At 34.4% G+C, this 24,992-nt stretch carries 28 protein-coding genes; 21 read left to right on the top strand and 7 right to left on the bottom strand.

All coding sequences use genetic code 11. The features are described from left to right. Positions 1 to 82: 82 nt before the first annotated feature. Entirely contained in the window at positions 83 to 433 is a 351-nt protein-coding gene (locus tag ACFPM4_RS03900; protein ID WP_382348185.1) for a YlaH-like family protein, read from the top strand. Between the two features lie 241 nt (positions 434 to 674). Here the strand turns inward: ACFPM4_RS03900 and ACFPM4_RS03895 are convergent, their stop codons facing one another. Continuing rightward, complete coding sequence (locus ACFPM4_RS03895) at positions 675 to 875, bottom strand: YlaI family protein (protein WP_144925072.1); 201 nt, start codon at positions 873 to 875, stop codon at positions 675 to 677. Between the two features lie 63 nt (positions 876 to 938). Beyond that, a complete protein-coding gene (locus ACFPM4_RS03890) occupies positions 939 to 1,568 on the bottom strand; it encodes a YhcN/YlaJ family sporulation lipoprotein (RefSeq protein ID WP_144925069.1) in 630 nt (209 codons plus the stop codon). A gap of 178 nt (positions 1,569 to 1,746) precedes the next feature. On the opposite strand from ACFPM4_RS03890, the gene ACFPM4_RS03885 reads away from it, so the two are divergent. After that, a complete protein-coding gene (locus tag ACFPM4_RS03885; RefSeq protein WP_382347895.1) occupies positions 1,747 to 3,075 on the top strand; it encodes a PhoH family protein in 1,329 nt (442 codons plus the stop codon). Between the two features lie 36 nt (positions 3,076 to 3,111). Here ACFPM4_RS03885 and ACFPM4_RS03880 read toward each other — a convergent pair whose 3' ends face one another. Beyond that, positions 3,112 to 3,606, bottom strand: a complete 495-nt coding sequence (locus tag ACFPM4_RS03880) for a peptidyl-prolyl cis-trans isomerase (RefSeq protein WP_382347892.1) — start codon at positions 3,604 to 3,606, stop codon at positions 3,112 to 3,114. A 236-nt stretch (positions 3,607 to 3,842) separates the two neighbouring features. Here ACFPM4_RS03880 and ACFPM4_RS03875 point away from each other — a divergent pair, with 236 nt between their 5' ends. Together ACFPM4_RS03875 and ACFPM4_RS03870 are read left to right on the top strand one after the other, a co-directional pair. After that, the gene (locus ACFPM4_RS03875; RefSeq protein WP_144925060.1) at positions 3,843 to 4,124 is read left to right on the top strand and encodes an Fpa/YlaN family protein; all 282 of its coding nucleotides are present in this window, start codon (positions 3,843 to 3,845) and stop codon (positions 4,122 to 4,124) included. Positions 4,125 to 4,292: 168 nt separating this feature from the next. Further along, positions 4,293 to 5,507 carry an FtsW/RodA/SpoVE family cell cycle protein gene (locus ACFPM4_RS03870; RefSeq protein WP_382347889.1) on the top strand — a complete coding sequence of 405 codons (1,215 nt, stop codon included), beginning with the start codon at positions 4,293 to 4,295 and terminating at the stop codon, positions 5,505 to 5,507. Positions 5,508 to 5,551: 44 nt separating this feature from the next. On the opposite strand, the gene ACFPM4_RS03865 is transcribed toward ACFPM4_RS03870, so the two are convergent. After that, the gene (locus ACFPM4_RS03865) at positions 5,552 to 6,502 is read right to left on the bottom strand and encodes a COX15/CtaA family protein (RefSeq protein ID WP_382347886.1); all 951 of its coding nucleotides are present in this window, start codon (positions 6,500 to 6,502) and stop codon (positions 5,552 to 5,554) included. Between the two features lie 482 nt (positions 6,503 to 6,984). On the opposite strand from ACFPM4_RS03865, the gene cyoE reads away from it, so the two are divergent. From cyoE to ACFPM4_RS03830, 7 genes are all read left to right on the top strand, one after another. Beyond that, positions 6,985 to 7,899, top strand: coding sequence for a heme o synthase (gene cyoE / locus ACFPM4_RS03860; protein ID WP_144925053.1), 915 nt, complete (start codon positions 6,985 to 6,987; stop codon positions 7,897 to 7,899). Between the two features lie 126 nt (positions 7,900 to 8,025). Beyond that, positions 8,026 to 9,102 carry a cytochrome c oxidase subunit II gene (gene coxB, locus ACFPM4_RS03855; protein WP_144925050.1) on the top strand — a complete coding sequence of 359 codons (1,077 nt, stop codon included), beginning with the start codon at positions 8,026 to 8,028 and terminating at the stop codon, positions 9,100 to 9,102. Between the two features lie 32 nt (positions 9,103 to 9,134). Next, entirely contained in the window at positions 9,135 to 11,003 is a 1,869-nt protein-coding gene (gene ctaD, locus ACFPM4_RS03850; RefSeq protein WP_382347881.1) for a cytochrome c oxidase subunit I, read from the top strand. Continuing rightward, the gene (locus ACFPM4_RS03845) at positions 11,003 to 11,635 is read left to right on the top strand and encodes a cytochrome (ubi)quinol oxidase subunit III (RefSeq protein WP_144925043.1); all 633 of its coding nucleotides are present in this window, start codon (positions 11,003 to 11,005) and stop codon (positions 11,633 to 11,635) included. The genes ctaD and ACFPM4_RS03845 overlap by 1 nt, the downstream gene beginning before the upstream one ends. Positions 11,636 to 11,637: 2 nt before the next feature. Next, the gene (gene ctaF, locus ACFPM4_RS03840) at positions 11,638 to 11,967 is read left to right on the top strand and encodes a cytochrome c oxidase subunit IVB (RefSeq protein ID WP_144925040.1); all 330 of its coding nucleotides are present in this window, start codon (positions 11,638 to 11,640) and stop codon (positions 11,965 to 11,967) included. Positions 11,968 to 13,018: 1,051 nt separating this feature from the next. After that, entirely contained in the window at positions 13,019 to 13,930 is a 912-nt protein-coding gene (gene ctaG / locus ACFPM4_RS03835; RefSeq protein ID WP_144925037.1) for a cytochrome c oxidase assembly factor CtaG, read from the top strand. Positions 13,931 to 13,974: 44 nt separating this feature from the next. Continuing rightward, on the top strand, positions 13,975 to 14,436 hold the full coding sequence (locus ACFPM4_RS03830) for a DUF420 domain-containing protein (protein WP_144925034.1): 462 nt from the start codon (positions 13,975 to 13,977) through the stop codon (positions 14,434 to 14,436). 161 nt (positions 14,437 to 14,597) lie between these two features. Here ACFPM4_RS03830 and ACFPM4_RS03825 read toward each other — a convergent pair whose 3' ends face one another. Continuing rightward, positions 14,598 to 14,957 carry a YugN family protein gene (locus ACFPM4_RS03825; RefSeq protein WP_382347876.1) on the bottom strand — a complete coding sequence of 120 codons (360 nt, stop codon included), beginning with the start codon at positions 14,955 to 14,957 and terminating at the stop codon, positions 14,598 to 14,600. 402 nt (positions 14,958 to 15,359) lie between these two features. Here ACFPM4_RS03825 and ACFPM4_RS03820 point away from each other — a divergent pair, with 402 nt between their 5' ends. The 9 genes from ACFPM4_RS03820 (at position 15,360) to coaD (ending at position 21,218) form a co-directional block, all read left to right on the top strand. Next, a complete protein-coding gene (locus ACFPM4_RS03820; protein WP_382348182.1) occupies positions 15,360 to 16,358 on the top strand; it encodes a CAP domain-containing protein in 999 nt (332 codons plus the stop codon). 152 nt (positions 16,359 to 16,510) lie between these two features. Next, positions 16,511 to 16,915: a YlbD family protein gene (locus ACFPM4_RS03815; protein WP_382347873.1), complete on the top strand. Its 405-nt coding sequence runs from the start codon at positions 16,511 to 16,513 to the stop codon at positions 16,913 to 16,915. 19 nt (positions 16,916 to 16,934) lie between these two features. Then, entirely contained in the window at positions 16,935 to 17,174 is a 240-nt protein-coding gene (locus ACFPM4_RS03810) for a YlbE-like family protein (protein WP_144925022.1), read from the top strand. A gap of 63 nt (positions 17,175 to 17,237) precedes the next feature. Next, positions 17,238 to 17,621: a hypothetical protein gene (locus ACFPM4_RS03805; RefSeq protein WP_382347870.1), complete on the top strand. Its 384-nt coding sequence runs from the start codon at positions 17,238 to 17,240 to the stop codon at positions 17,619 to 17,621. 53 nt (positions 17,622 to 17,674) lie between these two features. Further along, complete coding sequence (locus ACFPM4_RS03800) at positions 17,675 to 18,118, top strand: YlbF/YmcA family competence regulator (protein ID WP_144925016.1); 444 nt, start codon at positions 17,675 to 17,677, stop codon at positions 18,116 to 18,118. After that, positions 18,118 to 18,411 (top strand): YlbG family protein, encoded by a 294-nt coding sequence (locus tag ACFPM4_RS03795; protein ID WP_382348179.1) that lies wholly within the window; start codon positions 18,118 to 18,120, stop codon positions 18,409 to 18,411. Before ACFPM4_RS03800 ends, ACFPM4_RS03795 begins: the two co-directional genes overlap by 1 nt. Positions 18,412 to 18,507: 96 nt before the next feature. Then, positions 18,508 to 19,890: a hypothetical protein gene (locus tag ACFPM4_RS03790; protein ID WP_382347867.1), complete on the top strand. Its 1,383-nt coding sequence runs from the start codon at positions 18,508 to 18,510 to the stop codon at positions 19,888 to 19,890. A gap of 275 nt (positions 19,891 to 20,165) precedes the next feature. Further along, the gene (gene rsmD, locus ACFPM4_RS03785; RefSeq protein WP_382347864.1) at positions 20,166 to 20,735 is read left to right on the top strand and encodes a 16S rRNA (guanine(966)-N(2))-methyltransferase RsmD; all 570 of its coding nucleotides are present in this window, start codon (positions 20,166 to 20,168) and stop codon (positions 20,733 to 20,735) included. Positions 20,736 to 20,738: 3 nt separating this feature from the next. After that, positions 20,739 to 21,218, top strand: coding sequence for a pantetheine-phosphate adenylyltransferase (gene coaD, locus ACFPM4_RS03780; protein ID WP_382347861.1), 480 nt, complete (start codon positions 20,739 to 20,741; stop codon positions 21,216 to 21,218). Between the two features lie 23 nt (positions 21,219 to 21,241). On the opposite strand, the gene ylbJ is transcribed toward coaD, so the two are convergent. Then, the gene (gene ylbJ / locus ACFPM4_RS03775) at positions 21,242 to 22,471 is read right to left on the bottom strand and encodes a sporulation integral membrane protein YlbJ (RefSeq protein ID WP_382347858.1); all 1,230 of its coding nucleotides are present in this window, start codon (positions 22,469 to 22,471) and stop codon (positions 21,242 to 21,244) included. Between the two features lie 88 nt (positions 22,472 to 22,559). Here ylbJ and ACFPM4_RS03770 point away from each other — a divergent pair, with 88 nt between their 5' ends. Then, positions 22,560 to 23,336, top strand: a complete 777-nt coding sequence (locus ACFPM4_RS03770; RefSeq protein ID WP_144925001.1) for a patatin-like phospholipase family protein — start codon at positions 22,560 to 22,562, stop codon at positions 23,334 to 23,336. Between the two features lie 139 nt (positions 23,337 to 23,475). Here ACFPM4_RS03770 and ACFPM4_RS03765 read toward each other — a convergent pair whose 3' ends face one another. Continuing rightward, entirely contained in the window at positions 23,476 to 24,711 is a 1,236-nt protein-coding gene (locus ACFPM4_RS03765) for a nucleotidyltransferase (protein WP_382347855.1), read from the bottom strand. Positions 24,712 to 24,992 lie beyond the last annotated feature (281 nt).

Genomic DNA, 24,992 nt, shown 5'->3' with positions numbered 1-24,992 from the left:
GTTATGATATACTCGGACCTAATTGTTAGGTTCGAGTATTTTTTTAGTATTAGTAGAGGGGGCAATTACAGGAATGAACCTCATGATAAATATCCCTTTCCTGATTGGAGCAGTAAGTGATCAAAAGGCAATTGATAGTTTTTCACCAACCTTGCGTTTTTATTATCTACTTACAGATAGTCCAAGTATATCAAATTGGTTACTATGGATTACGATAACCGCGTTAACTATTGTAGTATATAAACTAGGGTTTGCGAAAAAACTACCTCTTTTGAAATCAGCTATCATATATACCTTTTTAATAGCTGGATGCTTATTTTTAACCTTTTTAGCGATCTTTTTGCCAATTACAGAAGGGTTAATGGTTGCTGCATTAATCTTAATCATTTATAAAATTAGACTCCATCGTGAAAGAAAATCTGGTGCTATTTAATAAGAAAGAGACTAGGTATATGTAAGTGCAATTAACTCGTTGTGAAAATACACCACGCTGTTAAGCGCAAAAACAATTGACTCGAATTTTACACTAGTTATTTAAACGCCAAAAGCCAAACTAGCTTTTGATTAATTCAAGCAATAGTTTGGCTTTTTGTTCTATCTACATACTTATGTTTCAGCTTCTTTCGATTTTATTTATTAATATTGTAAATGAAATCGACAGAAGCACTTTTTGTTTAGAATTCATTGTTTTTTGTGTCATATTGATATAAGTGGAAGTTACCGCTAGCAAGGCGTGCTTCGGTTTTTATTTTAATTCTTTCATAACAATCATGGCACATATACGTATGAATTGGTCGGTTACGTAATTTCTTAGCGAGTGGCAAATCATCATCAAGCTGAGATTGACCATCGCATATGACACATTGTACTTTCATATCATACACTCCTGGATAAAATGCAATATTATTATCCAAGTATATCATGAAAGATTGTGAAAACTAAATGTTATTTCCGCTAGAATGCTCCTCTTGTTCTTTTTCTAATTTATTCTCCTTCGTATTATTCAGGTCTTGTTTTTGATTATCCATTGAATCCTCAGGATTTTTACCTTTTTCCTGTATTGGAATATCAGGAATAACTCTACCAACTATGTCTGCCAATTCATTCATAAGTCCTTGGATAGGTTTGCCGTTTTTAATATCTTCACTTATTTCCTTCAATCTTGCGTTAATATCAGGATCTGCTACAACAACAGCTCCTGCACCATGTGGATCATGTTTTAAACTTTCAGCCACAGAATATTTAATAGTACCTACTTGGGACCTCTCCACATTTCCATCAATATCGATACCAACAACGGCGATATTTCCTAACACGACAGCTGTAGCATCATTTACATTAGGGACACTTGCAGCTAGATTTGCTAAGTGTTGAGCTCTTTCTTCATCTGATGCCTTAGTTGTATCGGTGTTTAAATGACTATCTCTAACGGAAACACCTTTAGGCATAAACTCCGAATTTGGAACATTATTATTTGAATTTTTATTTTCGTTTTGTGAGTCAGCATTATTCTGAGTACATGCAGACAGTATAATTAAACATAAAACAATAAATAGTACATTTCTCACACACAATACCTCCTAAAAAAATCTTCATTACTTTTTATTATTTTGCTTTTATCTTCTATCTTTATTCTGACTTTCATATATTTCATAAAAATAGGAAGAACTGTTTGAAGTAATTTCTTCAGGAACCGGCCAACTTGGAGCCACATATATTATAAAAAAGGAGCAGGAGGCATCGATTTTGACAAAAATTTATGTATTGGATACAAATGTCTTACTGCAAGATCCCAATGCGGTCTACTCATTTGAAGACAATGAGATTGTAATTCCAGCAGTTGTACTTGAAGAGGTGGATTCAAAGAAAAGATACTTAAATGATGTTGGCAGGAATGCAAGAATCGTCTCAAAAATGATTGATGGTTTTAGGGGTACAGGTAAACTCCATGAAAAAATTGTATTAGAGAATGGAGGGACATTGCGTATCGAATTAAACCATCGATCCTTTCAACAACTCCAAGAAATCTTTATAGAGAAAACGAATGATAATCGAATATTAGCTGTAGCAAAAAATATTGCCCTTGAAGAAGAAACAAAGACGGATGGGAAACCTGTTATACTCGTAAGTAAAGATGCATTACTCCGTGTAAAAGCAGATGCACTTGGATTGATGGCAGAGGATTTCTTGAGTGACCGAGTGGTCGAATTAGATCACATATATACTGGTGTACAAGAAATGTATGTCAATATAGATAAAATTGGAATGTTTTATGAACACGGTGAAATACCGTTACTTGAGTGCAGTGGTAATGGATTTTATCCAAATCAATTTTTAATCATAAGAGATGAACTCGGTAGTTCCGCTTCAGCGATTGGTATTGTAAATGAGAAAGGTACAGCATTAAAGAAACTCATCAATCAATATGATTCCATTTGGGGTATCAAGCCAAGGAATGCTCAACAAACAATGGCTTTGGAATTATTATTTAGAAGGGATATTCCATTAGTAACGATGATTGGAAAAGCAGGTACGGGGAAAACATTACTTACCCTTGCTGCTGGTTTAATGCAAACCGAAGACTTGCGATTATACAAAAAACTGCTTGTGGCGCGACCTATTGTTCCTGTTGGAAAGGATATTGGTTATTTACCGGGGGAGAAGCAAGAGAAATTAAGACCGTGGATGCAGCCGATATACGATAATCTAGAATATTTATTTAATACAAAAAAACCTGGTGAGTTGGATGCAATTTTAGCTGGAATGAGTTCAATTGAAGTGGAAGCTCTAACTTATATAAGAGGTCGTAGTATCCCAGAGCAATTTATCATAATTGATGAAGCGCAAAACTTAACAAAACATGAAGCTAAAACGATATTAACGAGAGTAGGGGAAAGAAGTAAAATTGTTTTTGTAGGAGATCCTGAACAAATCGATCACCCATACTTGGATGAATATAATAATGGATTGACATATATACTGGAGAAATTCAAATCACAACCAGTTGCTGGTCATATTAAATTAGTGAAGGGGGAACGTTCAGGACTTGCTCAATTAGCTGCAGACTTACTGTAATGTAAAAAGCAGGCGGGTGCGTCCGCCTGCTTGATTCTACTCAACTCTAAATCCTTTGACGTGCTTAATTGGATTATCACGATTGGATCCATCTGGAAATAAAATGTGGACAGGGCCGTCTTCACGTAGTGGCTTTCCTTCCTTTGAGAATTGGATAATGACGTCATACCCTTGCTCTAAAGGTAAAGAAAATTCTCCCTTATCTGTTTCAAAAATTAATGTGGTAGCATCTTTTAATGGTTCGGAATTATGTAAGAATGGTCTAAAAATAATACCAAATGTACCAGTTAACATTTTAATTTTTTCATATTTGCGTTCGGTCTTTAATGTTGGTGGGGCAACAGAGCCTTCTTTAATTACTCTATCCCAATGTTTAGAAGCAATTGTAAGTTCTTCTTCTTCCTCATTTTCATCAATTGAATGATTGAAATATGTATCTAAATCAATTCTGCGATCATCAAAAATCCAAGCACCTACATCTAAAGTTATTGGAAATTTTACTTTTCCTTTAATATTCATAATCAAATCCACGGTAATATCCCTTCCTTCCTATTAATAAATTATAGCGCTAACATTTATAAATTAAAAGAGTCTAGTTCATTTCCTATTAGTAAGTTATAAATCTCCGTTACCTCATTCTCTAATCCCTTGCTTTTTTTTGATATTAGTTGTAAAATTTATAGATAATACTGACCTTTTATAAGAATTGCTTACATATTTTTTAGGGACTCTAGCGCTAATGCGTGATAGGAGATAGGGGGATTAATGTGGTGTCTGAAACTCAAATAAATCATCGTGAAAAAGCCTACGAAATATTAAAGGCGGATGCTGAAAAGATATTACGTCTTATACAGGTACAGATGGATAATTTAACAATGCCGCAATGCCCTTTATATGAAGAAGTGCTAGACACTCAAATGTTTGGATTGTCTCGCGAAATAGATTTCGCTGTACGTTTAGGACTTGTGGATGAAAAAGATGGGAAAGAATTAATTGGTTCTTTAGAAAGAAAACTTTCAGCTCTTCATGAAGCTTCAATTGATAAATAACTCGTAGATTAAACATATAAATAGTTTACTTTTAACGCAAAAAATCATGTAAACTCAAACATTTTATTGAAATTGTTTGAGTTTTTTTCAATAATATGTGATAGCCTAGATTTTGAAAGGTGTTATTTCTTTTATGCCGAACTTATTTAAATAGATTGGAAGAATTATATGTTTAAAAAAATGCTTAAATCACATGACTATTCAATAATAGGTGTTTATATTTTCCTTTGTTTGTTTGGACTTGTCATGATATATAGTTCGAGCATGGTAATGGCTGTCCAACGTTATGGATATCCAGCTGATTTTTTTTACGATAAACAAAAAATTAACTTACTTATTGCATTCGCTGCATTTTTATTTTTTGCTTTTTTTCCTTATAAAGCTTTTAGAAATAAAAAGTTCCTAATAACGATGACAATAACTGCTATACTTGCTTTATTTGCAGTGTCCGCTTATGGTTATGTCGGAAATAATGCACAAAGTTGGATTAGTGTTGGGTTTAGAAGTATTCAGCCATCTGAGTTTGTCAAAGTGTCTGTCATTATTTATTTATCTGCAGTATATGCTAATAAACAAGCATATATAAACCAGCTAAATAAAGGTGTATTACCACCAATAATATATTTAGTATTTGTTTGTTTTTTAATTAAAATCGAACCAGATAATGGATCTGCAGTAATTACTTTCTTAATAGGTATGACGATAATTCTTTGCTCTGGAATGAAATTTAAAACATTAATGAAACTAGCAGCTATTGCAGGAGGACTTGCATTATTGTTTGTTCCGTTTATCCTATTTAAATTTGATTCTATCGTAACTGATAATAATATGGCCCGTATTACTGGCTTTTTACATCCGTTTGAACTTGCTCAAAAGGAAGGTTACCAATTAGTTAATTCTTATTTAGCTATTGGATCTGGTGGGCTCAAAGGTGTAGGTCTTGGACAAAGTGTCCAGAAATTAGGATATCTTCCAGAACCACATACTGATTTTATTATGGCAATTATAGCCGAAGAATTAGGTATAGCTGGAGTTATTATAGTAATTGGTGGATTAAGTTACCTAGTCTTAAGAGGAATCTATATAGGCATTAGGTGTCGCGATCCTTTTGGAAGTATGTTAGCAATTGGTATTGCGTCTATGTTAGGAATTCAATCATTTATTAATTTAGGTGGAATGTCTGGCTTAATACCAATCACAGGTGTAACATTGCCGTTTATTAGTTACGGTGGATCCTCTATATTAGTTTTATCGATAGCGATGGGGATATTATCTAATGTCGCGATGTTTAAAAATTATGATGAAAAATATAAACATCAAAAAGTAGAGGATAAGCCAGTGTCACCATCAATCCCTTTGAATTATGAAAACAATTTTCGGTAAATAAAAAACTTGCATATTCATATATGCAAGTTTTTTTTTGGTGTTTAAAAACTCTTTTTATCCATTTTGTTTTGAATTGCAGCTTGATTTGATGCGACCACTTTATTTCGTGATAAAAGCATGATGAAATAACATAATAACCCAAATAGAAGTGTTATAAATAATGCATGGAGCAGAGCGAAATAAATATTAAGACCTGTTAGGACGACAATCGCACCAGAAGTGACTTGTAATGAAACGATTATAAAAGCGATAATCCAGCCTAAATATAAAACTTTTTGATGTTTATAATTTCTTATAGCAATAATCATTACGTAGGCAATCCAGATGAAAATTAATCCGGCTGCTAAGCGATGTCCCATTTGTATCCATTCATATTGATTCACTGGTAATGTAAATGAACCATTTACACACATTGGCCAATCATGACAAATTAGACTTGATTCAGTGTGTCTTACTAAAGCGCCTGTATATACTACAAAATAACTGTAAATAGTCACACCTATAATATGAAATTTCATACGTTTGTCGATAATAAGTTTTTCGGTATCAAATTTTTTATCGACTTCAAAAATTAGCAGTGTCAGTAGGAATACTGCTGCAAATGATATGAGTGAAATTCCAAAGTGTAAGGCTAGAACAAAATCTGATTGTGGCCAAAGCACTGCAGCTGCTCCGATTAAAGCCTGAATGATTAGAAAAGAGATAGACAAAATCGCTAATAGTTTTGTTTCGCGAATATGTCCTATAACCTTCCAACTCCAAATACTTAAAATAAGTACGAATATAGCAGCACTTCCGGATACGAGTCGATGAGCAAGTTCAATCACTAGTTCTGGTGTAATAACACTAGGGATTAGTTCTCCTTCACAAAGCGGCCAAGATCGACCACACCCCATACCTGAGTCTGTTTTAGTAACTAGGGCTCCTCCCAATAATACACCAATCATAATAAGAGTTGTGATAACGGAAAACCCTTTTAACTTACGGTACAATATTCCACCTTCTTACTATACTTAATTGTGATATCTTGATAGGTTTATACTTTTAATACCATAACTGATACTACCGAATCTTATTTTAAAAAACAACCGACAAAATTGTTACAATTCCTCTTGTGTAAACGGATTGCTTGAAAATCACTATAAAAATTGTACAATAGAGTTGATTCTTTAATGGTACGTTGTATTAATAGCTGTCACAGATTTGCCATACACTTATCAAAATTTATAGCAGTAAAAGACGTGAATATGGTTTAATATTGTATTGTGCGACCACTATTAATCCTCCATAATGATTTTTTGACGAATTATGTTATAATGTGTAAGTCGATTTAAAATACATACATTTTCCAATTCGTCAAACGCTTGTTCACTTATTGAACAAATACTGAAACTTCTCCAAAAATAGAGAAAATAACAGTATTATGGCTTATAGTAAAGATTGTAGAAGATATTTAGAAGAGAGGAGGGGTTGAATGGGGAATAGTCGTACAATTACAACAATCGATGAAACATCAAGTCCTGCAAAAACTACTTGGAGTGATTTTACGGCATTAATCAAAATCGGAATAGTGAACTCGAACTTAATCACTACTTTTACAGGTTTATGGTTAGCGTTTATGTTCACAGAGAAACACTTTCTCCAATCTCTTGATATAGTTATTTTAACCTTAGTAGGGTCAGCATTCATTATTGCTGGTTCATGTGCCTTAAATAATTTTATCGATAGAGATATTGATCCAATAATGCAAAGGACAAAGGGAAGACCAACCGTAACAGGGAAAATTAGTGGCTCTAAAGTATTAATAATTGGATTTACTTTAGTCGGCCTTGGATTATTAATGCTCTTTCTAACAAATATAGTAACAGGTGTCATCGGTATAATAGGGGTCTTTAGTTACGTAGTGCTATATAGTATGTGGTCAAAAAGAAGACATGTTAGTAATACAATTGTTGGAAGTATATCAGGAGCAGTACCACCTTTAATAGGTTGGGCAGCAGTTGATCCGACATTACCTACGATGGCTTGGATGCTATTCCTTATTATGTTTGTGTGGCAACCTCCACATTTTTATGCCCTTGCAATGAGAAGGGTTGAAGAGTATCGAGCAGCTTCCATTCCAATGCTTCCAGTTGTTAAAGGATTTGAAGTAACGAAACGTCATATTATTATTTGGGTATTATTATTATTACCTACACCATTTTTTATGACAGAATTGGGAATGGCTTTTGTTATTTTAGCAACTATATTAAATATAGGTTGGCTCGTTTTTGGATTAATTGGTTATAAGACAATGGATAATATAAAATGGGCGACTCGAATGTTTGTATATTCATTGAACTATTTGACGATTCTGTTTACAGGAATGGTAATTCTTTCTGTATTTTAACAAATGGAAATAAGCAATGATAGTTTGAATTATTAGGGGTATTCTTTCTTATTTATAAGGAATCCATATATTAAAAGGCTTGACCTTAAGTTAAGACATTGAATGAAAGAGGGGTTTGATGAAATTATGAAACAATGGCTGCGAAAAATGCGTATCGTGTCAGTTCTTGCGTTTCTGGCACTTATCCTGTCTGGATGTGGCGAGAACTACTTGTCCGCATTAAAACCAGCGGGTGAAGTAGCGGAACAACAATATGATCTCATAATGTTTAGTTTAGCTGTTATGACACTAGTTATTGTCGTAGTAACTGTTATTTTTATTTATGTCATGATACGTTTCCGCCGCAAAAAAGGTGAGGAAAATAAAATTCCTAAACAAGTTGAAGGAAGTCATAAACTAGAACTTGTTTGGACAATTATTCCAATCATTCTTGTTATTATTCTTTCTGTTCCTACAGTAGCTGTTACGTTCTCTCAAGGAGATGTTTCCGCTATTGGTAAAAAGGATGCAGATGGTAATCCGGAAAATCTAGTAGTTAATGTTCGTGCTCATCTATATTGGTGGGAATTCGAATATCCTGATTTAGGGATTGTAACGAGTCAGGACCTTGTAATTCCAACTGATGAGAGAGTTTATTTCCAATTATCTTCTGCGGATGTAAAACACTCTTTCTGGATTCCACCTCTAGGAGGAAAAATGGATAACAATCCGGAAAATATCAATAAATTCTTCTTACATGTGGATCAAGAAAAAGCCGAGGAAGCTAATAACGTATTTTACGGAAAATGTGCTGAGCTATGCGGACCGTCCCATGCTTTTATGGATTTTAAAGTGAAAGCGATGCCTAGGGACGAATTTGATCAATGGGTTTTAGATATGAAAAATGCTGAAGCTCCTGAACCAACTACAGATTTAGCTAGACAAGGTGAAGAGGTATTTAATAATAGCTGTATCACTTGTCACGCGATTTCCGCAAGTAATGATGCACCGTTATTCGCACCAAACTTAACTAATTTTGCTGAAAGAGAAAAAATTGCAGGTATCCTTGATCATAATGAAGAGGAATTAAAAAATTGGATAAGAGATGGTCAAAAATATAAGCCAGGTAATCCAATGCCTGAATTTAAAAAAGATGCAATTAGTGATGAAGATCTAGATGCTCTTGCAGCTTATTTAATGGAGCTTAAAGTACAAGATAAGTAATTTTGGCTCTTGATAAAGAGGGAGGTTAAAAGGTGAGTACTATTGCTCAGAAAAGAGGCTTTGGTGCCGCACTTTGGGACTACTTAACGACAGTAGACCATAAAAAGATTGGGATATTATACATCGCTGCTGGTGGTTTCTTCTTTCTTTTAGGCGGACTCGAAGCATTGATTATTCGTATTCAATTATTCGCACCGAATAGTGATTTCATTAGTGCAGGTCTATTTAATGAAATGTTAACTATGCACGGTACAACCATGATTTTCTTAGCAGCCATGCCGCTGTTAATTGGATTTATGAACTTAATAATGCCATTACAAATTGGAGCTCGAGATGTGGCATTTCCATTCTTGAACTCACTTGGTTTTTGGCTATTCTTTTTTGGTGGGTTGTTATTAAACCTATCATGGTTTTTAGGTGGAGCACCTGATGCAGGTTGGACTTCTTATGCTTCATTAGCATTGAATTCTACTACGCATGGTATTGATTATTACGCATTAGGTATCCAAATATCTGGTTTCGGTACATTAATGGGTGGTATCAACTTCTTAGTTACGATTATTAACATGAGAGCACCTGGTATGACATATATGAGGATGCCGTTATTTAGTTGGACTACTTTTATTGCTTCTACTCTAATTTTGTTTGCATTCCCACCTCTAACAGTAGCATTATTTATGCTTACATTTGATAGAATGTTTGATGCAAACTTCTTTAATGTAGTAGCTGGTGGTAACACAATAATTTGGGAACACTTCTTCTGGATTTTTGGACACCCAGAAGTTTACATCTTAGTTTTACCGACATTCGGTATTTTTTCTGAGATATTTGCAACTTTCTCTAGAAAGCGACTTTTTGGATATTCATCCATGGTCTTTGCAACAGTACTTATCGGTTTCCTAGGCTTCATGGTTTGGGCTCACCATATGTTTACTGTCGGTCTAGGTAGTATTGCCAATGCAATCTTCGCTGTAGCTTCATTTGCAATTGGTGTTCCTACTGGAATTAAGATATTTAACTGGTTATTTACTGCATGGGGTGGAAGTATTAAATTTACTACTCCAATGATGTATGCAGCTGCATTTATACCATCATTCGTAATGGGTGGGGTAACTGGTATCATGGTTGCTATGGCACCAGCAGATTATCAGTTCCATGATACGTATTTCGTTGTAGCCCATTTCCACTATGTAATTGTTGGTGGGGTAGTGTTAGCTATTCTAGCTGCTACACATTTCTATTGGCCAAAAATGTTTGGAACTATGTTAAATGAAACACTTGGAAAAATAACTTTCTGGTTGTTCTTAATTGGTTTCCATTTAACATTCTTTATTCAACATTTCCTAGGCTTAATGGGGATGCCACGAAGAGTCGCAACATTCTTACCTGGTCAAGGGTTAGACGCAGGAAACTTTATCAGTTCCATTGGTGCATTATTAATGGGTGTTGCGGTATTAATATTGCTGTATAATATTATTGTTACTTCTGTTAAGAATGAAAAAGTTGGCAACGATCCTTGGGGTGACGGAAGAACATTAGAATGGTCTTTACCATCACCACCACCGCACTATAACTTTAAACAACTTCCACTAGTACGTGGTATTGACACTTACTGGATTGAAAAAATGGAAGGGAAAAAAGAAGTTACAGCTGCAGAACCTGTAGGGGATATTCATATGCCTAACGGTTCAATTCTTCCTATATGTATTTCATTAGGATTCTTTATTGCTTCATTTGGAGCAATTTACCGTCAAGAACATTCTTGGGGGCTTGCAGTCCTAATCATTGGACTTGTAATTGCATTTGGTTCCATGTTAATTAGATCATTGAAAGATGATCATGGATACCATATTACAAAGGAAGAATTATTGAATGATAATGATAAGGGGGTAAGGGCATAATGCATGTTGAACAACCTTATACACCAAAAACATGGCCTGAATCACCCGAAAGAGCAACATTAGAGGGAAAAAATAAGTTTTTAGGATTCTGGTTGTTTCTAGGTGGCGAAACAGTACTTTTCGCTTCCTTGTTTGCAACATATCTTGCATTAAAGGATAAAGTACCAAATCCTGCAACTGATGTATTAGCTAAGGATTTATTTGAATTACCATTAGCATTTTTAATGACAATGCTATTACTAACAAGTTCCATTACAAGTGTGTATGCGATATATCATATGAAGAATTACCATTTCAAAAAGATGCAAGCTTGGTTGTTAATTACTGTATTATTAGGCTTGGGCTTCCTTGGATTAGAAATTTATGAGTTTTATCATTATACACATGAATATGGATTTGGATTTACAACAAGTGCTTTTAGTTCTGCATTTTATACGTTAGTCGGATTCCACGGTGCACACGTAGTGTTTGGACTTGGGTGGATTATCGCTCTAATGGTAAGAAATGCGAAGAGAGGATTAAGCCTATATAATGCTCCAAAGTTCTATGTAGCTAGTATCTATTGGCACTTTATTGATGTTGTATGGGTATTTATCTTCACTGTAGTATATTTAATGGGGATGGTGGGATAAAGATGGCAAACAACTTAAATTCTAACAATCCTAATGTAGAATATGAATATCGTCGTAGAAGAAATGCAGAGGAAATGCGTCACCAAGTAATTTCTTTCGCTATTTCCATCTTCTTAACGCTAGTAGCATTTGGTGCAGTGTATGCAGGCTTTGATAAATGGTTTGTAGTACCAGTAATACTACTACTAGCAGTTGTTCAAGTTATATTTCAATTATATTACTTCATGCACATGGGAAATAAAGGGCATGAAGCACCACAATTGTTTTTATATGGTGGAGCTATAATCGGCTTTTCCATCCTACTTGGTTTTCTAACAATTGTTTGGTGGTAATTAATAGTATGGGGCTTCCGTTAGTGGAGGCCCTATATTTTTTTGTTCATTTCCATTCTGGGATCTTGGAGAGAGTGGTGCGTCGACTAAAACCGGCACGTCCTCTGCAGGCTTAAGCTGCGACATCCTGCCGCTTCGCCTACATTAGTACATCCTGTATACGCTACAACGTCGACGTAACCTACCTCCTGTATGCCCACGTCGCTGACCAGGCGCCCTCCGCTTTTCTTTGTCTAGTTCCAACGCCTAGCGCCTAGCGGATTTCAGATCCCTTCCTACGATAAGTCAACATCGGTTCGTTCCTCGCCGTGTTTCCTTTATCTCGTCAGGGCTCTTAGAAATCCGTACGTCGCTGACCAGGCGTTTTCACTTTTCTTTGTCTAGCTCCAGCTCCTATCGACTAGAAAACTTCTTGTCCTTCTCCCTCCGATAAGTCAACATCGGTTCGCCTAGCGGCTTACCGTGTTTCCTTTATCTCAGTCAAAGGCCCTGAAGTTTTTACGTCGATTAACAGTCGCTGTCGCTTTTCTTTGTCTAGTTCCAACGCCTAGCGACTAGTGGATTTCAGATCCCTTCCTACGATAAGTCAACATCGACTCGTTCCTCGCCGTGTTTCCTTTATCTCGTCAGGGCTCTTAGAAATCCGTACGTCGCTGACCAGGCGTTTCCACTTTTCGTTGTCTAGCTTCGGGCGCCATCGGCTCGAGGTCAAATAACCTGAGCCAACGAAAGGTACAAAACACCTTTCTATGGCTCAGAACATTTGCTTGTCGCCGATAGTCAGGCGCCCTCCGCTTTTCGTTGTCTAGCTCCAGCTCCTATCGACTAGAAAACTTATTGTCCTTCTCCCTCCGATAAGTCAACATCGGTTCGCCTAGCGGCTTACCGTGTTTCCTTTATCTCAGTCAAAGGCCCTGAAGTTTTTACGTCGATTAACAGTCGCTGCCGCTTTTCGTTTTGTCATTAACTTGTCATTTGGTTTTGTTGAAGTGGGGGGATGGGAAAAGTATAATAGAGGTTAGGGAAGAAACCTAGTAAAGAGGTGAAGGTAATGCCTTTAAGTATTTTTGGATTTCGTGCATTATGGAGTCCATATTTTTTCATTTTTGTCGTTCTTATTATAGCTGGGTATTTTTATATCACTGTGAAAAATCGCCATAAATATTCAGAAAGTGAACCATTAAAGAAGAGTGAAGCAATTCTTTTTGTTATTGCAATGGTATTGTTATATGCAACAAAAGGATCTCCTGTCGATTTAATGGCTCATATCATGTTTACGTTCCATATGGTACAAATGGCAATTTTATATTTAGTTATACCTATACTTGTCATTATGGGTATTCCTAACTGGGTTTGGAGAAAGATAGTAGGTATTCGAGTAATCGAACCAGTTTTTAAATTCCTTACTAAACCATTAATTGCAATAATAATGTTTAATGGCTTATTCTCCGTTTACCATATACCATTAATTATGGATGCAGTGAAGATGAATATTTTTATTCATGCATTATATACTGTAGTTCTCTTTATATTTGCTATTTTACAATGGTGGCCATTAGTAAATAAATTAGAGGGACATCACCAACTACATGGTTTGAAGAAATTAGCTTATTTAATTGGTGATAGTGTATTATTAACACCAGCTTGTGGGTTGATCATCTTCGCACCAGCAGCTATGTATGGTACATATACAGACGGTGAAATGTGGATGAAGGCGATGGAACTTTGTGTACCGGGAACATTATTGACTAATCTATCGATAAGCGGACCAGAATTATTCGTCAATATGAAACCATTAGAGGATCAACAGCTTGGTGGAGTAATTATGAAAATAATGCAAGAGATTATTTTAGGAACAATGTTAATTAAGATATTCTTTGAGTGGTACAAAAAGGAACAAGAAGAAGGAGATAAAATAAACGAGGCAGCATTATTAGAACCAAGAACTCAACCAGCAGAGTAAAAAATATACAGAAAAAGAATGTTACAAGGGGAAGATAGAAGCCTATGTCGGTTCCATTATTACCAACATTAAGTACATTGTGTATTATAATAAGTGCTATCCTCGTTGCTATTGGATGGGGAAAGATTAGAAAAAGGGATATTGATGGTCATAAAAAAGTGATGACAGGTGCTGCTATATTTGCAGTAGTATTTTTCATCATTTATTCTAGTAGAACCATTTTTGTTGGAAATACTTCATTTGGAGGACCAGATGAGTATAAAATATACTACACTATATTTTTAATATTCCATATTACGCTTGCAACCATAGGAGCCGTACTAGGAATTATTTCACTTGTTACAGGTTATAAAAATAAGCTTACATTTCATCGCAAGCTTGGACCGATTACAAGTATTGTGTGGTTTTTAACTGCCATAACTGGTGTTGTCGTTTACTTATTACTTTATATCATCTATGAAGGTGGTACGACTACTTCCATGATCAAGGCAATTCTTGGGCTTTAACATAAGTGTTTAATAGTAGCTGCTTGGGTCTAGTATCCGGCAGCTTTTGTTAATTTTATAAACATGGTTAATAATTGCAGTGTTATTGCGTATTATTATTAATAATAAGCTAGTAAAGGAAAAAGAACATGGTTACATTGTCCATGTTCTTTTTAGTAAATTTATTCAGCAAATATTGCTAGTTCTTTATTAATTTTCTCAAGGATTTGCTTGCATTGTTTTACTAGATGCTCTGGAAAATACTCGTCTTCTCCATATTCAACGCCATGTGGATAATAATGCTTACCTAAAATTGGCTGCATTAATTGAATCACTGCATCGTGTGCTCCTACGTCACCTTCAATTGCATAACCTTGAACGCGTAGATAGTATGTACCTTCCTTAATTTGAAATTTATGATCGTATGTAACACGTTCATAATCCCATTGACCTGCTCTAACCATACCGTTTTGATCCATAACTTCATCTAAATTATTAAGATCAACTTTAATGGATTCAATACCACTATTTTCAAATTTCATTAGTTTTCCCTCCAATTGTTGATGTCAAATTTGACCTAATATCTATAATGAATAAAATTACTCCATTTTATAATAGTCGAAAGTTGATATTGTTGCAATGAATTGACGATAAGAGTACTGGTTTTGCCATTATTTATCAATAAATAAAGTTTGAAGACGATTGATTGGACCATATTATTTATTAGCTTTCATGAGGAGCAATTTTATTATCCGGAAATATTAACGTTTACAATACTTTCTATTATCGAACTTAGTATGTTGATGTTATAATAATCATAAATTAATTGATATATCCTACTAAAGTTCTAATATATGATGATTCATTGCTATTTCATGTGGGAGGTGATAATTCTGCGCAGCATTATTCGAATTATAATTTTAGTGCCTATTATCTTTATATTAATGATATATAGTTATTCTATTCGAGATGAAAATGAACCCTTAAAAGATAATTTGAGTTCTCCTAAGGTTGACTATACGATAGAAGAGGATACATCAACTATTACGAAACGACCAGATGAGGGCTTATCAAAATATATAGGTAAATCAGGTAAGGAATTTACGGAAGTGTATGGCGAACCACAAAGAAAAGAACCATCCGCCTACGGTTATGATTGGTGGATTTATAAAAGTTTTTCGGGTACTTATATGCAAGTAGGTGTTGAATATGGAAAGATTGTAACTATATATGCACTTGGTAATCAACTGAATGTAGCACCATTTCGTATTGGTCAAACAATCGAAGAAATTTTTCGTACTACATTTTTAGAAGCTGAGATTTTAGTTACTATTGAAGATGGGGCATATCGATTTGAGCTTTCCGAAGAGGATTTGAATATTCGGCCGCTTGTCCAATTAGGTGATATATACGCGCAATTATCACTAAATAAATACACAAGTAGTTTATCTAGTATACGTTTTTTTGATAAAGAAACGTTGATAGCAATGAGGCCATATGAATTAGTGTATCGAGGAGAATTAATTGAACCACCAGAAATAAGTGATACTGAATGGAATGAAATTGAGATAGGAATAGAACAACAAATCTTTGATATTACGAACGTAATTAGAGATAGGAATCAGCTTAAACGATTACAGTGGAACCAAGAATTGGGAAGAATAGCATATGAACACAGTAAGGACATGTTTGAAAATGATTATTTTTCACATGATTCACCAGATTTTGGGACATTAACTAACCGTTTAGAATCTAATGATATTAGTTATAAAAATGCTGGAGAGAATATAGCAGCTGAATATATGGATGGTCCAGCTGCAATTGAAGGTTGGTTGAATTCTGAAGCCCATCAGAAAGATTTATTAGCAGAAAACTTCACACATCTAGGTGTCGGAGTTTATCGTAAAAATTATACACAAAACTTTATAGAAATTGAGGATTAGTGATGGAGACCAAATTATGGTCTTTTTTTTGTATATAGTTAAGTATGATTACTACTAATAACAGCTTTATAAGTGAATGATGATAAACATCACATTTCCACCTAATTTTTCATACTTTAAATAATAATAGAAAATTATTTGAGGTGAGTGTGGTGGCGGAAAAATTACATCCATCCGTTGAAGAATTTAAATTATTTGTAAAAGAACACCCTGAATTAGTAAAAGCAGTTCGAAGTGGTGAAGGAACGTGGCAAGAGTTCTATGAAGAGTGGTATTTATTAGGTCCAGATGATCCTAAATGGTCTAATTATAAACTGAATCAATCTACGGAAAGTAATGATACAACAGAAGAATCCAGTGGTAATAGTAATTGGATTAACCAAATAACAGGTGTGTTAAAGAAAATGGATCCAAATCAACTTCAATATCATATTGGTCAGTTAAGTGAAGCTATTGGTGCTATACAAGGTGTAATGGGTCAATTCCAAAGTGAAAATAAACAAAATACAAGTCAATCTCAAGGGGCGAGACACCCTTTCGCATTTAGAAAAGACTAAAACGCTGGAGGGGAATATTTTGAGACAAGAAATAGTGCAATACATTCATTCTAAAAATGATTTGAAACAATTTATTAGAGAACAACCAATTTGGTATAGGAAGTTAGCTAGGCACCCAGAATTATTGGAGCAGTTTGAAATAGCTTCGTTACATTATTTCCAGAAAACAATCCCACATCGAGTTCAAAGGTTTTCTAATAACCTACATATGGCCTCGATGATGATGAGTATGCTGCAATCAATGAATCAATCTGAATAATATAATAGAAAATGCATGTAACCTTAATCATTAGTAAAAACTAATGATTAAGGAGTGATTTTCTTGAAGAAGATGTTTTATTGCGTAATAATTTTATTATTCTTAAGTGGATGTAAACAAGAAGTTCCTGAGCCTGAAGCTTTTACTGTAGAAGCTGCTGAAATTCAAAAGAAAGATTTTTCGCAAGCAATTATTAAGCACAATGTTCATGGCAGGAATGTGTTAGTGGAGTGTAATGTGAAAGATATACGCTTCGCTAATACCGCTAGTAAAAATAATGGAAAAGTTTTATTATATGTTAATAATAGGTTATACAATGAATATAATACTGCGGCCTTTGTTGTAAAAGGGTTAAAATCTGGAACACATAAACTAAAAGTTGAATTAGTGGATTTGAATAATAAGTCGTATGGAGTAAGTAAGGAATTTTTAGTCACAATTATCTAATAGATGTGCAAGCATTATGAAAACATGGTAAAATTACGATTGGAGGTGAGCAAATGCTTGCTACAATCGAAAGTGTAGAATTATTAGATAGAGCGGAACTGTTAGGTGAATTGATATTAACATCAGAAATTGCTGAAAAGTACCGTTTTTATTATAAAAAATTATATAATGATCCGGAAACAAAAAGGAAAATTGCAGAGTTTTCAAAAATGAAGGATCTATATGAAGATGTCCAAAGATTTGGGCGTTATCATCCCGACTATAAAGAGATAATGGTTAAAACAAGACAACTTAAACGGGATATGGATCTAGATGAAAATGTAGCAAATTTCCGAAAAGCAGAGACTGAATTACAGGGATTATTGGATGAAGTTAGCATGATAATCGGAAAATCTGTATCAGAAAACATAAAAGTTCCTACAGGGAATCCCTTTTTTGAGACTGGGTCTTCTTGTAGTGGGGGTTGCGGATCCGGTGGAGGATGTGGGTGTTCTTAATGCATGAAGAAAAGAAAATAGCTAATGGCAGACAAGGTGTTATTATTTGGTTATATAGCTTAAAGAATGCCAAGACTTTAAGGAGATTTGGAAATGTTCACTATATTTCTAAACGAATGAAATACGTTGTCTTATATTGTGCACAGGATGAAGCAGCAGGACTTGTAGAAAAGTTGTCCTCTATGCCCTTTGTAAAAAAGGCAGAACTTTCCTATCGACCTTATTTAAAAACAGAATTTGAGAATTCTAAGCCTGATAAAGCGAAGGAATATGATTATAGAATCGGATTGTAATGAATGAAGCTGTTATAAAGGTAAGGTCAAATACAACCTTGCTAATATGACAGCTTTTTCTATGGTAAAAATGGATAGACGATAGGAGATAATGAATTGAAGAAGTTTTTATTTCTTATAATACCCATCATTTTAATGACAGGAATAATGTTATATTTTCAATGGAATGGCTTCTCATCAGATGCGGAAGAAGCTGTTGTCCCTGTGAAACAAACGGTTCGCATGTTACATGATAAAAATATGATTAAGATTGAGCAAACAATTGATGGGCTAAAGAAGCAAAAATATACTATTGATTTACCCAAGCAAGCAGATAACATTGTATGTGAAGCAGGAAGTAATCAAAAATGTGAAATTGATGATGGTATTTTGAAAAATAATAAAAGTGTTGTCACAATATCTTATGAACTCCCAGCACCAAAGGACCAAAAGAGTATTTTATACGACAGTTTTGTAGTCGAAATTAAAGGTATAGAAGTAAAGTCAACCCGTTTGGAGATTTCTGATTCACTTAAGAGAGAGGGTAGCTGGGTCAGCCCTGGAAGATTAGTAGGCAGTAAGAGAATGGATTATATTGATTACTATGTGTATGAACTTAACGAGGTTAGCCCAATTTTATATTGGCAGAAAGAAGTGTTAGATTACATAGAAGTAAATGATAATCTTATTGTTTATAAAAATAATAATGTCGAGATAGATATCACTCAACTTGATTTTGAAGAGATCAATTCAACAAAAGATTATATCATATTCTCAAATGCACATACAGAATTTCAAACAGATTCATTACACCTTTTTCATGTACAAACTCCAATAAACACAATTCAAGAAAAAATTGTACTAGCAAATATGGATATGAAGTTTAATTTAGATAATAATTTGCACTGGTTACGTGAAATTGTGTTAGCCATCATTTTAGAGCGTCCAGTTGGAACAGACAAAGCAAAAGGGATGTATAAGGAACTTTCGGAGAAAATTAGTGAAAACGAACTAAATCATTTCGTTGATAAAATCAAAAATGATAACCGGATAATAACCTCACCAAAAGAAATGGATGAACTTTTGTCTACTGTATTGAATGCTCAAGTATTATTTTTTGAAATCAATCAGCATCAAAATACATTAATACCATTGATGTATAAGGATAGTCGAGAATTAATGATTGACAGTGATACAAATAAGGATATACAAGTAATTTTCGATGATGAAAAAATATATATTGAATTTATTCCTTTCTTACAAGCTATAGAGTACGAAGTGAGTTTAAAAGAGAATAGGGAAATTGCAGCAGAAAAAGGTGTAATTCAATATCATTTTTATCCGGAAGAGAAGAGGTTTATGTTAAATAATCAACGATATCAAATGACGCATAACCCTATTCGTTTATTTAATAAGGATCCTTATATTGAATTAAATGTTATTGATAAGCTTTTTAATGTTACTGTAGTTCAAACAGAAAAAGAAATAGTCATCAAATAATAAAAAAACCCTGCACATTATGCAGGGCCCTTCTAATTCCATTAAGGATAGAAGGCAAAGGGAGAGGAGAAACCGGAGGAAGAACTTAAGGGGAACGTAAGTCTTCTCCGCGGTTGGCAACAACATCACTTGATGCTGTTATCGTTATTATCGCCCTATAAGGATATTTTATACACATATACTATGTTAGAGCGAAAATTTCTTATTTGTGGAATGCATAAGGAACTTATGATAGGATGTAAAAAGAAAAAAATCTATTGTGAATCGGTGAAGTAATGAGAGTTATATCAGGATATTATAAAGGAAGACAATTAAAATCAGTGCCTGGGAAACAGACAAGACCTACTACAGATAAAGTAAAGGAAACAATGTTTAATGTCATTGGCCCGTACTTTTCAGGTGGGCTAGGCTTAGATTTGTTTGCAGGAAGTGGTGGTCTAGGGATAGAAGCCTTAAGCAGAGGGTTAGATAAAGTAATCTTTGTAGATAGAGATATGAATGCACTACAAACGATAAAAGCAAACGTTGGCTTATGTGGATTGGAAGATAAATGTGAAATATATCGAAATGATGCAGAGCGTGCATTAAAATCCATTATTAAGCGAGAAATCCAATTTGATTGTATATTTCTTGATCCACCATATCGTAAGCAAAAATTAGAGTCATTACTTAATATGATTGAGCAAAACAATTTATTAACAATAAATGGAACTGTGGTTTGTGAACACGGAACCGACGTAGTCCTTCCTAAGAAAATTGGTAATCTAGAACAGGGAAAAACAAGTGATTACGGAAATATTGGTTTGACAATTTATTATTTATCAGAGGCTATTAAGGAGGACTAACCAATGCCTAGTATTGCAGTTTGCCCCGGCAGTTTTGATCCAGTTACTCTAGGTCATATGGATATCATTCGTCGCGGAGCTAAAGTATTCGATGAGGTTTATGTTGCTGTATTGAACAATTCAACTAAGAATTCTTTATTTACAGTAGATGAAAGAATAAGTTTATTGAGAGAAGTTACAAAAGACATTGCAAATGTGAAAGTAGACACGTTTAACGGTTTGCTTATAGATTATGCTAAGAGAGTTCGAGCTAACGCTATATTACGTGGGCTTCGAGCCGTTTCAGACTTTGAATACGAAATGCAGATGACATCTATGAACCGAGTTTTAGATGAACAAATTGAGACATTCTTCATGATGACGAATAATCAATATTCATTTTTAAGCTCTAGTATTGTAAAAGAAGTCGCAAAATATCATGGGAATATTTCAGAGCTTGTACCACCAGAAGTGGAAGAAGCGCTTCAACGTAAATTCAAATAGGACGATAAGGATGAGTGCTCTTCTTATACAGGAGAACTCATCCTTTTTATATAAATAAAGATATAACATATAAGAGAAAGGATCGTAATTATTGGACCAATTTCTTCGAAATATTGCACTGTTTCATGCCACCACAAGTCATGTTGCTGTAGAAATACCGGAGCGGTTGTTTGAGTAGATTCAAGTTGAAATTTTGTAGCAATTGGCTTCCACAATAAGAACGTAAAAAATGCAGCAAATATACCTTGGAAAATTCTTGCTACAAAGAACGGTTTAAAATCTATGTCTGTCTCTGCTAAAATACTTGCTACTTGTGCTTGAACACTTAAACCACTAAAACCCAAAATAAAACTAACGATAATTGTTTTTTGCATTAAAGTTGCATTAGCGAGTTCACTCGTTAATTGACTACCTAATGTAATTTCAAATATGCCAGCAATTGCAGGAATACTCAATTCAATTGGTAATTGAAAGACAGATAAGAGGATAACAAAAAATGAAGCTAATATATGTGTAATATTTAATAGTAACAATAATTTATTTAGTACTGAAAATAAAATAATGAAGCCACCAATCATTAGTAACGTATGGATGGAAGATATAACAGCATCTCCTAATAATTTTCCGATAGGTTGCTTGTTTTTCATTCTTGTTTGATGTAATGCAGATAAAGCTTGTCTTATATTAAATACGGAAGAGGTTCTTTTTTGTTCTTTTATCATTTTATGATCTTTTCCATCTTTTCCGTAAAATCTCATCATAAGGCCAACGCAAAAATTACCTAAGTAATGCGTAAGTGCGAGAATGATTCCCAGTCTTGGGTTATGAAAAAAGCCAACAGATACAGCGCCGAAAATAAAAAGTGGGCTTGAAGCATTTGTGAAAGAGACAAGTCTTTCAGCTTCAATTTTCGTTAGTTGCTTTTCTTGTCTAAGTCTAGCTGTTAGCTTTGCTCCAGCAGGAAATCCAGTTGCCATTCCCATTGCCCAAGGAAAACCTCCAACTCCAGGTACTTTAAATAATGGCCTCATTAAAGGTTCTAATAATGTCCCAATAAATCTAACTACTCCAAATCCAATTAGTAATTCCGCAATCACAAAAAATGGAAATAATGAAGGGAAGACAATTTCCCACCACATTTTTAAACCACGAATGGATGCCTTAAATGATTCCTCAGGAAGAAAAATCATTGTAATTGCCATAAATGTTGCCCCTGAAGCTAATAAAATTGTCTTTAATTTAGATACATTCAATACCAATACCTCCTGTTCAACATCCACACAATCAATATACTCATAGAAATAATTTTTAGACCATAAAATGTTGTAGGAGGAGATTTGTGTGGGAATGCCTAAAGTTGGTTTGGCTCTTGGATCTGGAGGCGCAAGGGGATTTGCTCATTTAGGAGTTATTAAGGTGTTACAAGAAAACTCTATTCCAATCGATATGATTGCGGGCAGCAGTATGGGAGCACTTGTAGGTTGTTTCTATGCATTTGGTCATGATTTGGACCAGTTAATTAAGTTATCCACCGCGTTTAAAAGAACGTATTATTTAGATTTTACTGTACCAAAGATGGGGTTAATAGCTGGAAACAGAGTGAAACATTTAATTGACTTGTTTATGCATGGGAAAAACTTAGAAGATTTGAAGATTCCTGTATGCGTCATTGCTGCCAATCTACAAACAGGTGAAAAAGTGGAGTTCAAAAAGGGATCTATAGCACAGGCAGTAAGGGCAAGTATTGCTATACCAGGTGTATTTACTCCTGAGGAAATAAATGGATCATTGTTTATAGACGGTGGAGTAGTGGATCGCGTACCAGTTTCAACAGTTAAAAAAATGGGTGCTGATATTATCATTGGTTGTGATGTTGCTAGATTAAATACAAAAGCGGAAATTACGACGATTTATGATGTAATCATGCAGAGTTTGGATATACTTCAAATTGAAATAGTGGAAAATAGAAGAGAAGAATCAGACATTATGATTCGACCACCTGTAGAACAATTTAGTGCAAGAGCTTTTACTAACATTAACGAAATAATTAAATATGGTGAGATAGAGACACGAAAAATGCTACCAGCAATAAAAGCGAAAATGGAACAATTTAAATAAGAAAAGGAGAGACACGGAAAGACGTTTATTCTTTTAGTGTCTCTGGTTATTTGTCCTCGATCAAAACCCAACTTGTACTTTGCCAAGACTTATGAGCCTTTTGCTTGAATTCTCTCTGTTTCTTTTATTTTATCCTTACCTACATTATTTTGTTCAAGCCTCTTTCCTTTAAGTAAACAGGTGGTTGGGCAAACTCTTGCTTCAACAGCTTTGATTTATAAGGCTCATTTAACCCGGTCGCATATACATTTGTAGCTTTTACATCAAGCTGAATCATTTCGTTATCAAAAGCAGAAACTTTAGAAACAAGAGGGATTTCTATTTCCTTCTTAATTTGGTTTAAATAAACCCTACCAGCCTCACTCATCCCGAGTAAACGAGCATAAGAAGGAGTTTCACCTAATGAATGAATAGAGCTTTTGGGCGTATTCGTTAAAATATGTACACACATTCGTTGTAATCTAGTCCATGTATAACGTTTCGTCTTTATAATTTGCATAAAAGCCTCAAAGCTAGTGGCTGATTTTGCTGCTCTTAATAATCGGTTTTCTATTCCTTCTTCCACTTCATAAATCTCTCGCAGACTAGTTTCATTATGAGAAAACAACTGATATTGTAACAATGGCCAATAAACTTCCCAATCATGGAATTGGCCATAATTTGCATGATAACTTTCCAATTCAGATGTTGTGGATTTTGGTAAGTAAGGTTCAACATCTGAAAGGTTACCATTTTGCTGTAAAGCTTTTCGAATGGAAGTAGCACTAGCAATTGTAGCATTAGAAAAGTCTTGATCATGATATTCTGCATTTTTTCTTTTTACTGTATAAAAATCAAGTAAAGAATGTAATCTTTTAGCTGCTGCATAATAATGATAGCCGAGTATGTTATTTGGTTTTGACAAATCAATCATATCTTTATCAGGCTGAAGTTTGTCAAATGCTTTCGCTAAAGCAGTTGGATAACTTACTCCTTCTTTTATAAATGTGCGAATATAATGCTCATAACTATCCCTATGTTGTTCTAAAAATGTATATGTACTTACAAAATGATTTACATCGCCTGATTCACTACCAAAGCAAATTCCATTACACTTCAATGCATCTAGTATATAAACGGAGCCAAATGCAAATGCTTCTGCTTGTTGTACAGCAAAAGCGTATGGGAGCTCGATAACTATATCTACTCCTGCATGTAGCGCCATTTTAGTACGGGCCCATTTTGATACTAGTGCAGGTTCACCTCTTTGGAGGAAATTTCCGCTCATCACTGCAATGGTTATATCAGATTGTGATAGTTGTTTTGCTGATTGTATATGATATAGGTGTCCATTATGAAAAGGGTTATATTCTACTACTACTCCGACACTCCGCATAATCTATTTACCTCCTTTTACTAAAATCAATTCCATCCTTACATATATCATACTGTCATAATAGAAATTATAAACACCTTATGAATACTTGTATACTTGGAAAAGCTAATTGTTAGTGGAATCATATCTTTTAGATTTGTAATAAGTGGTGGGGTGTCTTACGTTTTAAGGCTTGAATAAATCCCGATATAATAAGTGCTCAGGATAATGTGTGATGCTACTGTTTTTTTATTGACAAACTTTGTGCTGAAAGCTATAATTACTTTTGTTGCCTAGAGGTG

It is taken from the genome of Lederbergia graminis (assembly GCF_042655485.1).
Taxonomy (GTDB): domain Bacteria; phylum Bacillota; class Bacilli; order Bacillales; family Bacillaceae_C; genus Lederbergia; species Lederbergia graminis.
The sequence above is the reverse complement of the archived record's forward strand: the minus strand, read 5'-3'. Positions and strand labels throughout refer to the sequence as shown.

What these genes read in the sequence shown, in the direction of transcription:
- ACFPM4_RS03900 (WP_382348185.1), top strand. Translation starts at nt 83, where the DNA reads ATGATAAATATCCCTTTCCTGATTGGAGCAGTAAGTGATCAAAAGGCA.
- ACFPM4_RS03895 (WP_144925072.1), bottom strand. Translation starts at nt 875, where the DNA reads ATGAAAGTACAATGTGTCATATGCGATGGTCAATCTCAGCTTGATGAT.
- ACFPM4_RS03870 (WP_382347889.1), top strand. Translation starts at nt 4,293, where the DNA reads ATGTTTAAAAAAATGCTTAAATCACATGACTATTCAATAATAGGTGTT.
- cyoE (WP_144925053.1), top strand. Translation starts at nt 6,985, where the DNA reads ATGGGGAATAGTCGTACAATTACAACAATCGATGAAACATCAAGTCCT.
- coxB (WP_144925050.1), top strand. Translation starts at nt 8,026, where the DNA reads ATGAAACAATGGCTGCGAAAAATGCGTATCGTGTCAGTTCTTGCGTTT.
- ACFPM4_RS03845 (WP_144925043.1), top strand. Translation starts at nt 11,003, where the DNA reads ATGCATGTTGAACAACCTTATACACCAAAAACATGGCCTGAATCACCC.
- ctaF (WP_144925040.1), top strand. Translation starts at nt 11,638, where the DNA reads ATGGCAAACAACTTAAATTCTAACAATCCTAATGTAGAATATGAATAT.
- ctaG (WP_144925037.1), top strand. Translation starts at nt 13,019, where the DNA reads ATGCCTTTAAGTATTTTTGGATTTCGTGCATTATGGAGTCCATATTTT.
- ACFPM4_RS03830 (WP_144925034.1), top strand. Translation starts at nt 13,975, where the DNA reads ATGTCGGTTCCATTATTACCAACATTAAGTACATTGTGTATTATAATA.
- ACFPM4_RS03825 (WP_382347876.1), bottom strand. Translation starts at nt 14,957, where the DNA reads ATGAAATTTGAAAATAGTGGTATTGAATCCATTAAAGTTGATCTTAAT.
- ACFPM4_RS03820 (WP_382348182.1), top strand. Translation starts at nt 15,360, where the DNA reads ATGATATATAGTTATTCTATTCGAGATGAAAATGAACCCTTAAAAGAT.
- ACFPM4_RS03800 (WP_144925016.1), top strand. Translation starts at nt 17,675, where the DNA reads ATGCTTGCTACAATCGAAAGTGTAGAATTATTAGATAGAGCGGAACTG.
- ACFPM4_RS03795 (WP_382348179.1), top strand. Translation starts at nt 18,118, where the DNA reads ATGCATGAAGAAAAGAAAATAGCTAATGGCAGACAAGGTGTTATTATT.
- rsmD (WP_382347864.1), top strand. Translation starts at nt 20,166, where the DNA reads ATGAGAGTTATATCAGGATATTATAAAGGAAGACAATTAAAATCAGTG.
- coaD (WP_382347861.1), top strand. Translation starts at nt 20,739, where the DNA reads ATGCCTAGTATTGCAGTTTGCCCCGGCAGTTTTGATCCAGTTACTCTA.
- ACFPM4_RS03765 (WP_382347855.1), bottom strand. Translation starts at nt 24,711, where the DNA reads ATGCGGAGTGTCGGAGTAGTAGTAGAATATAACCCTTTTCATAATGGA.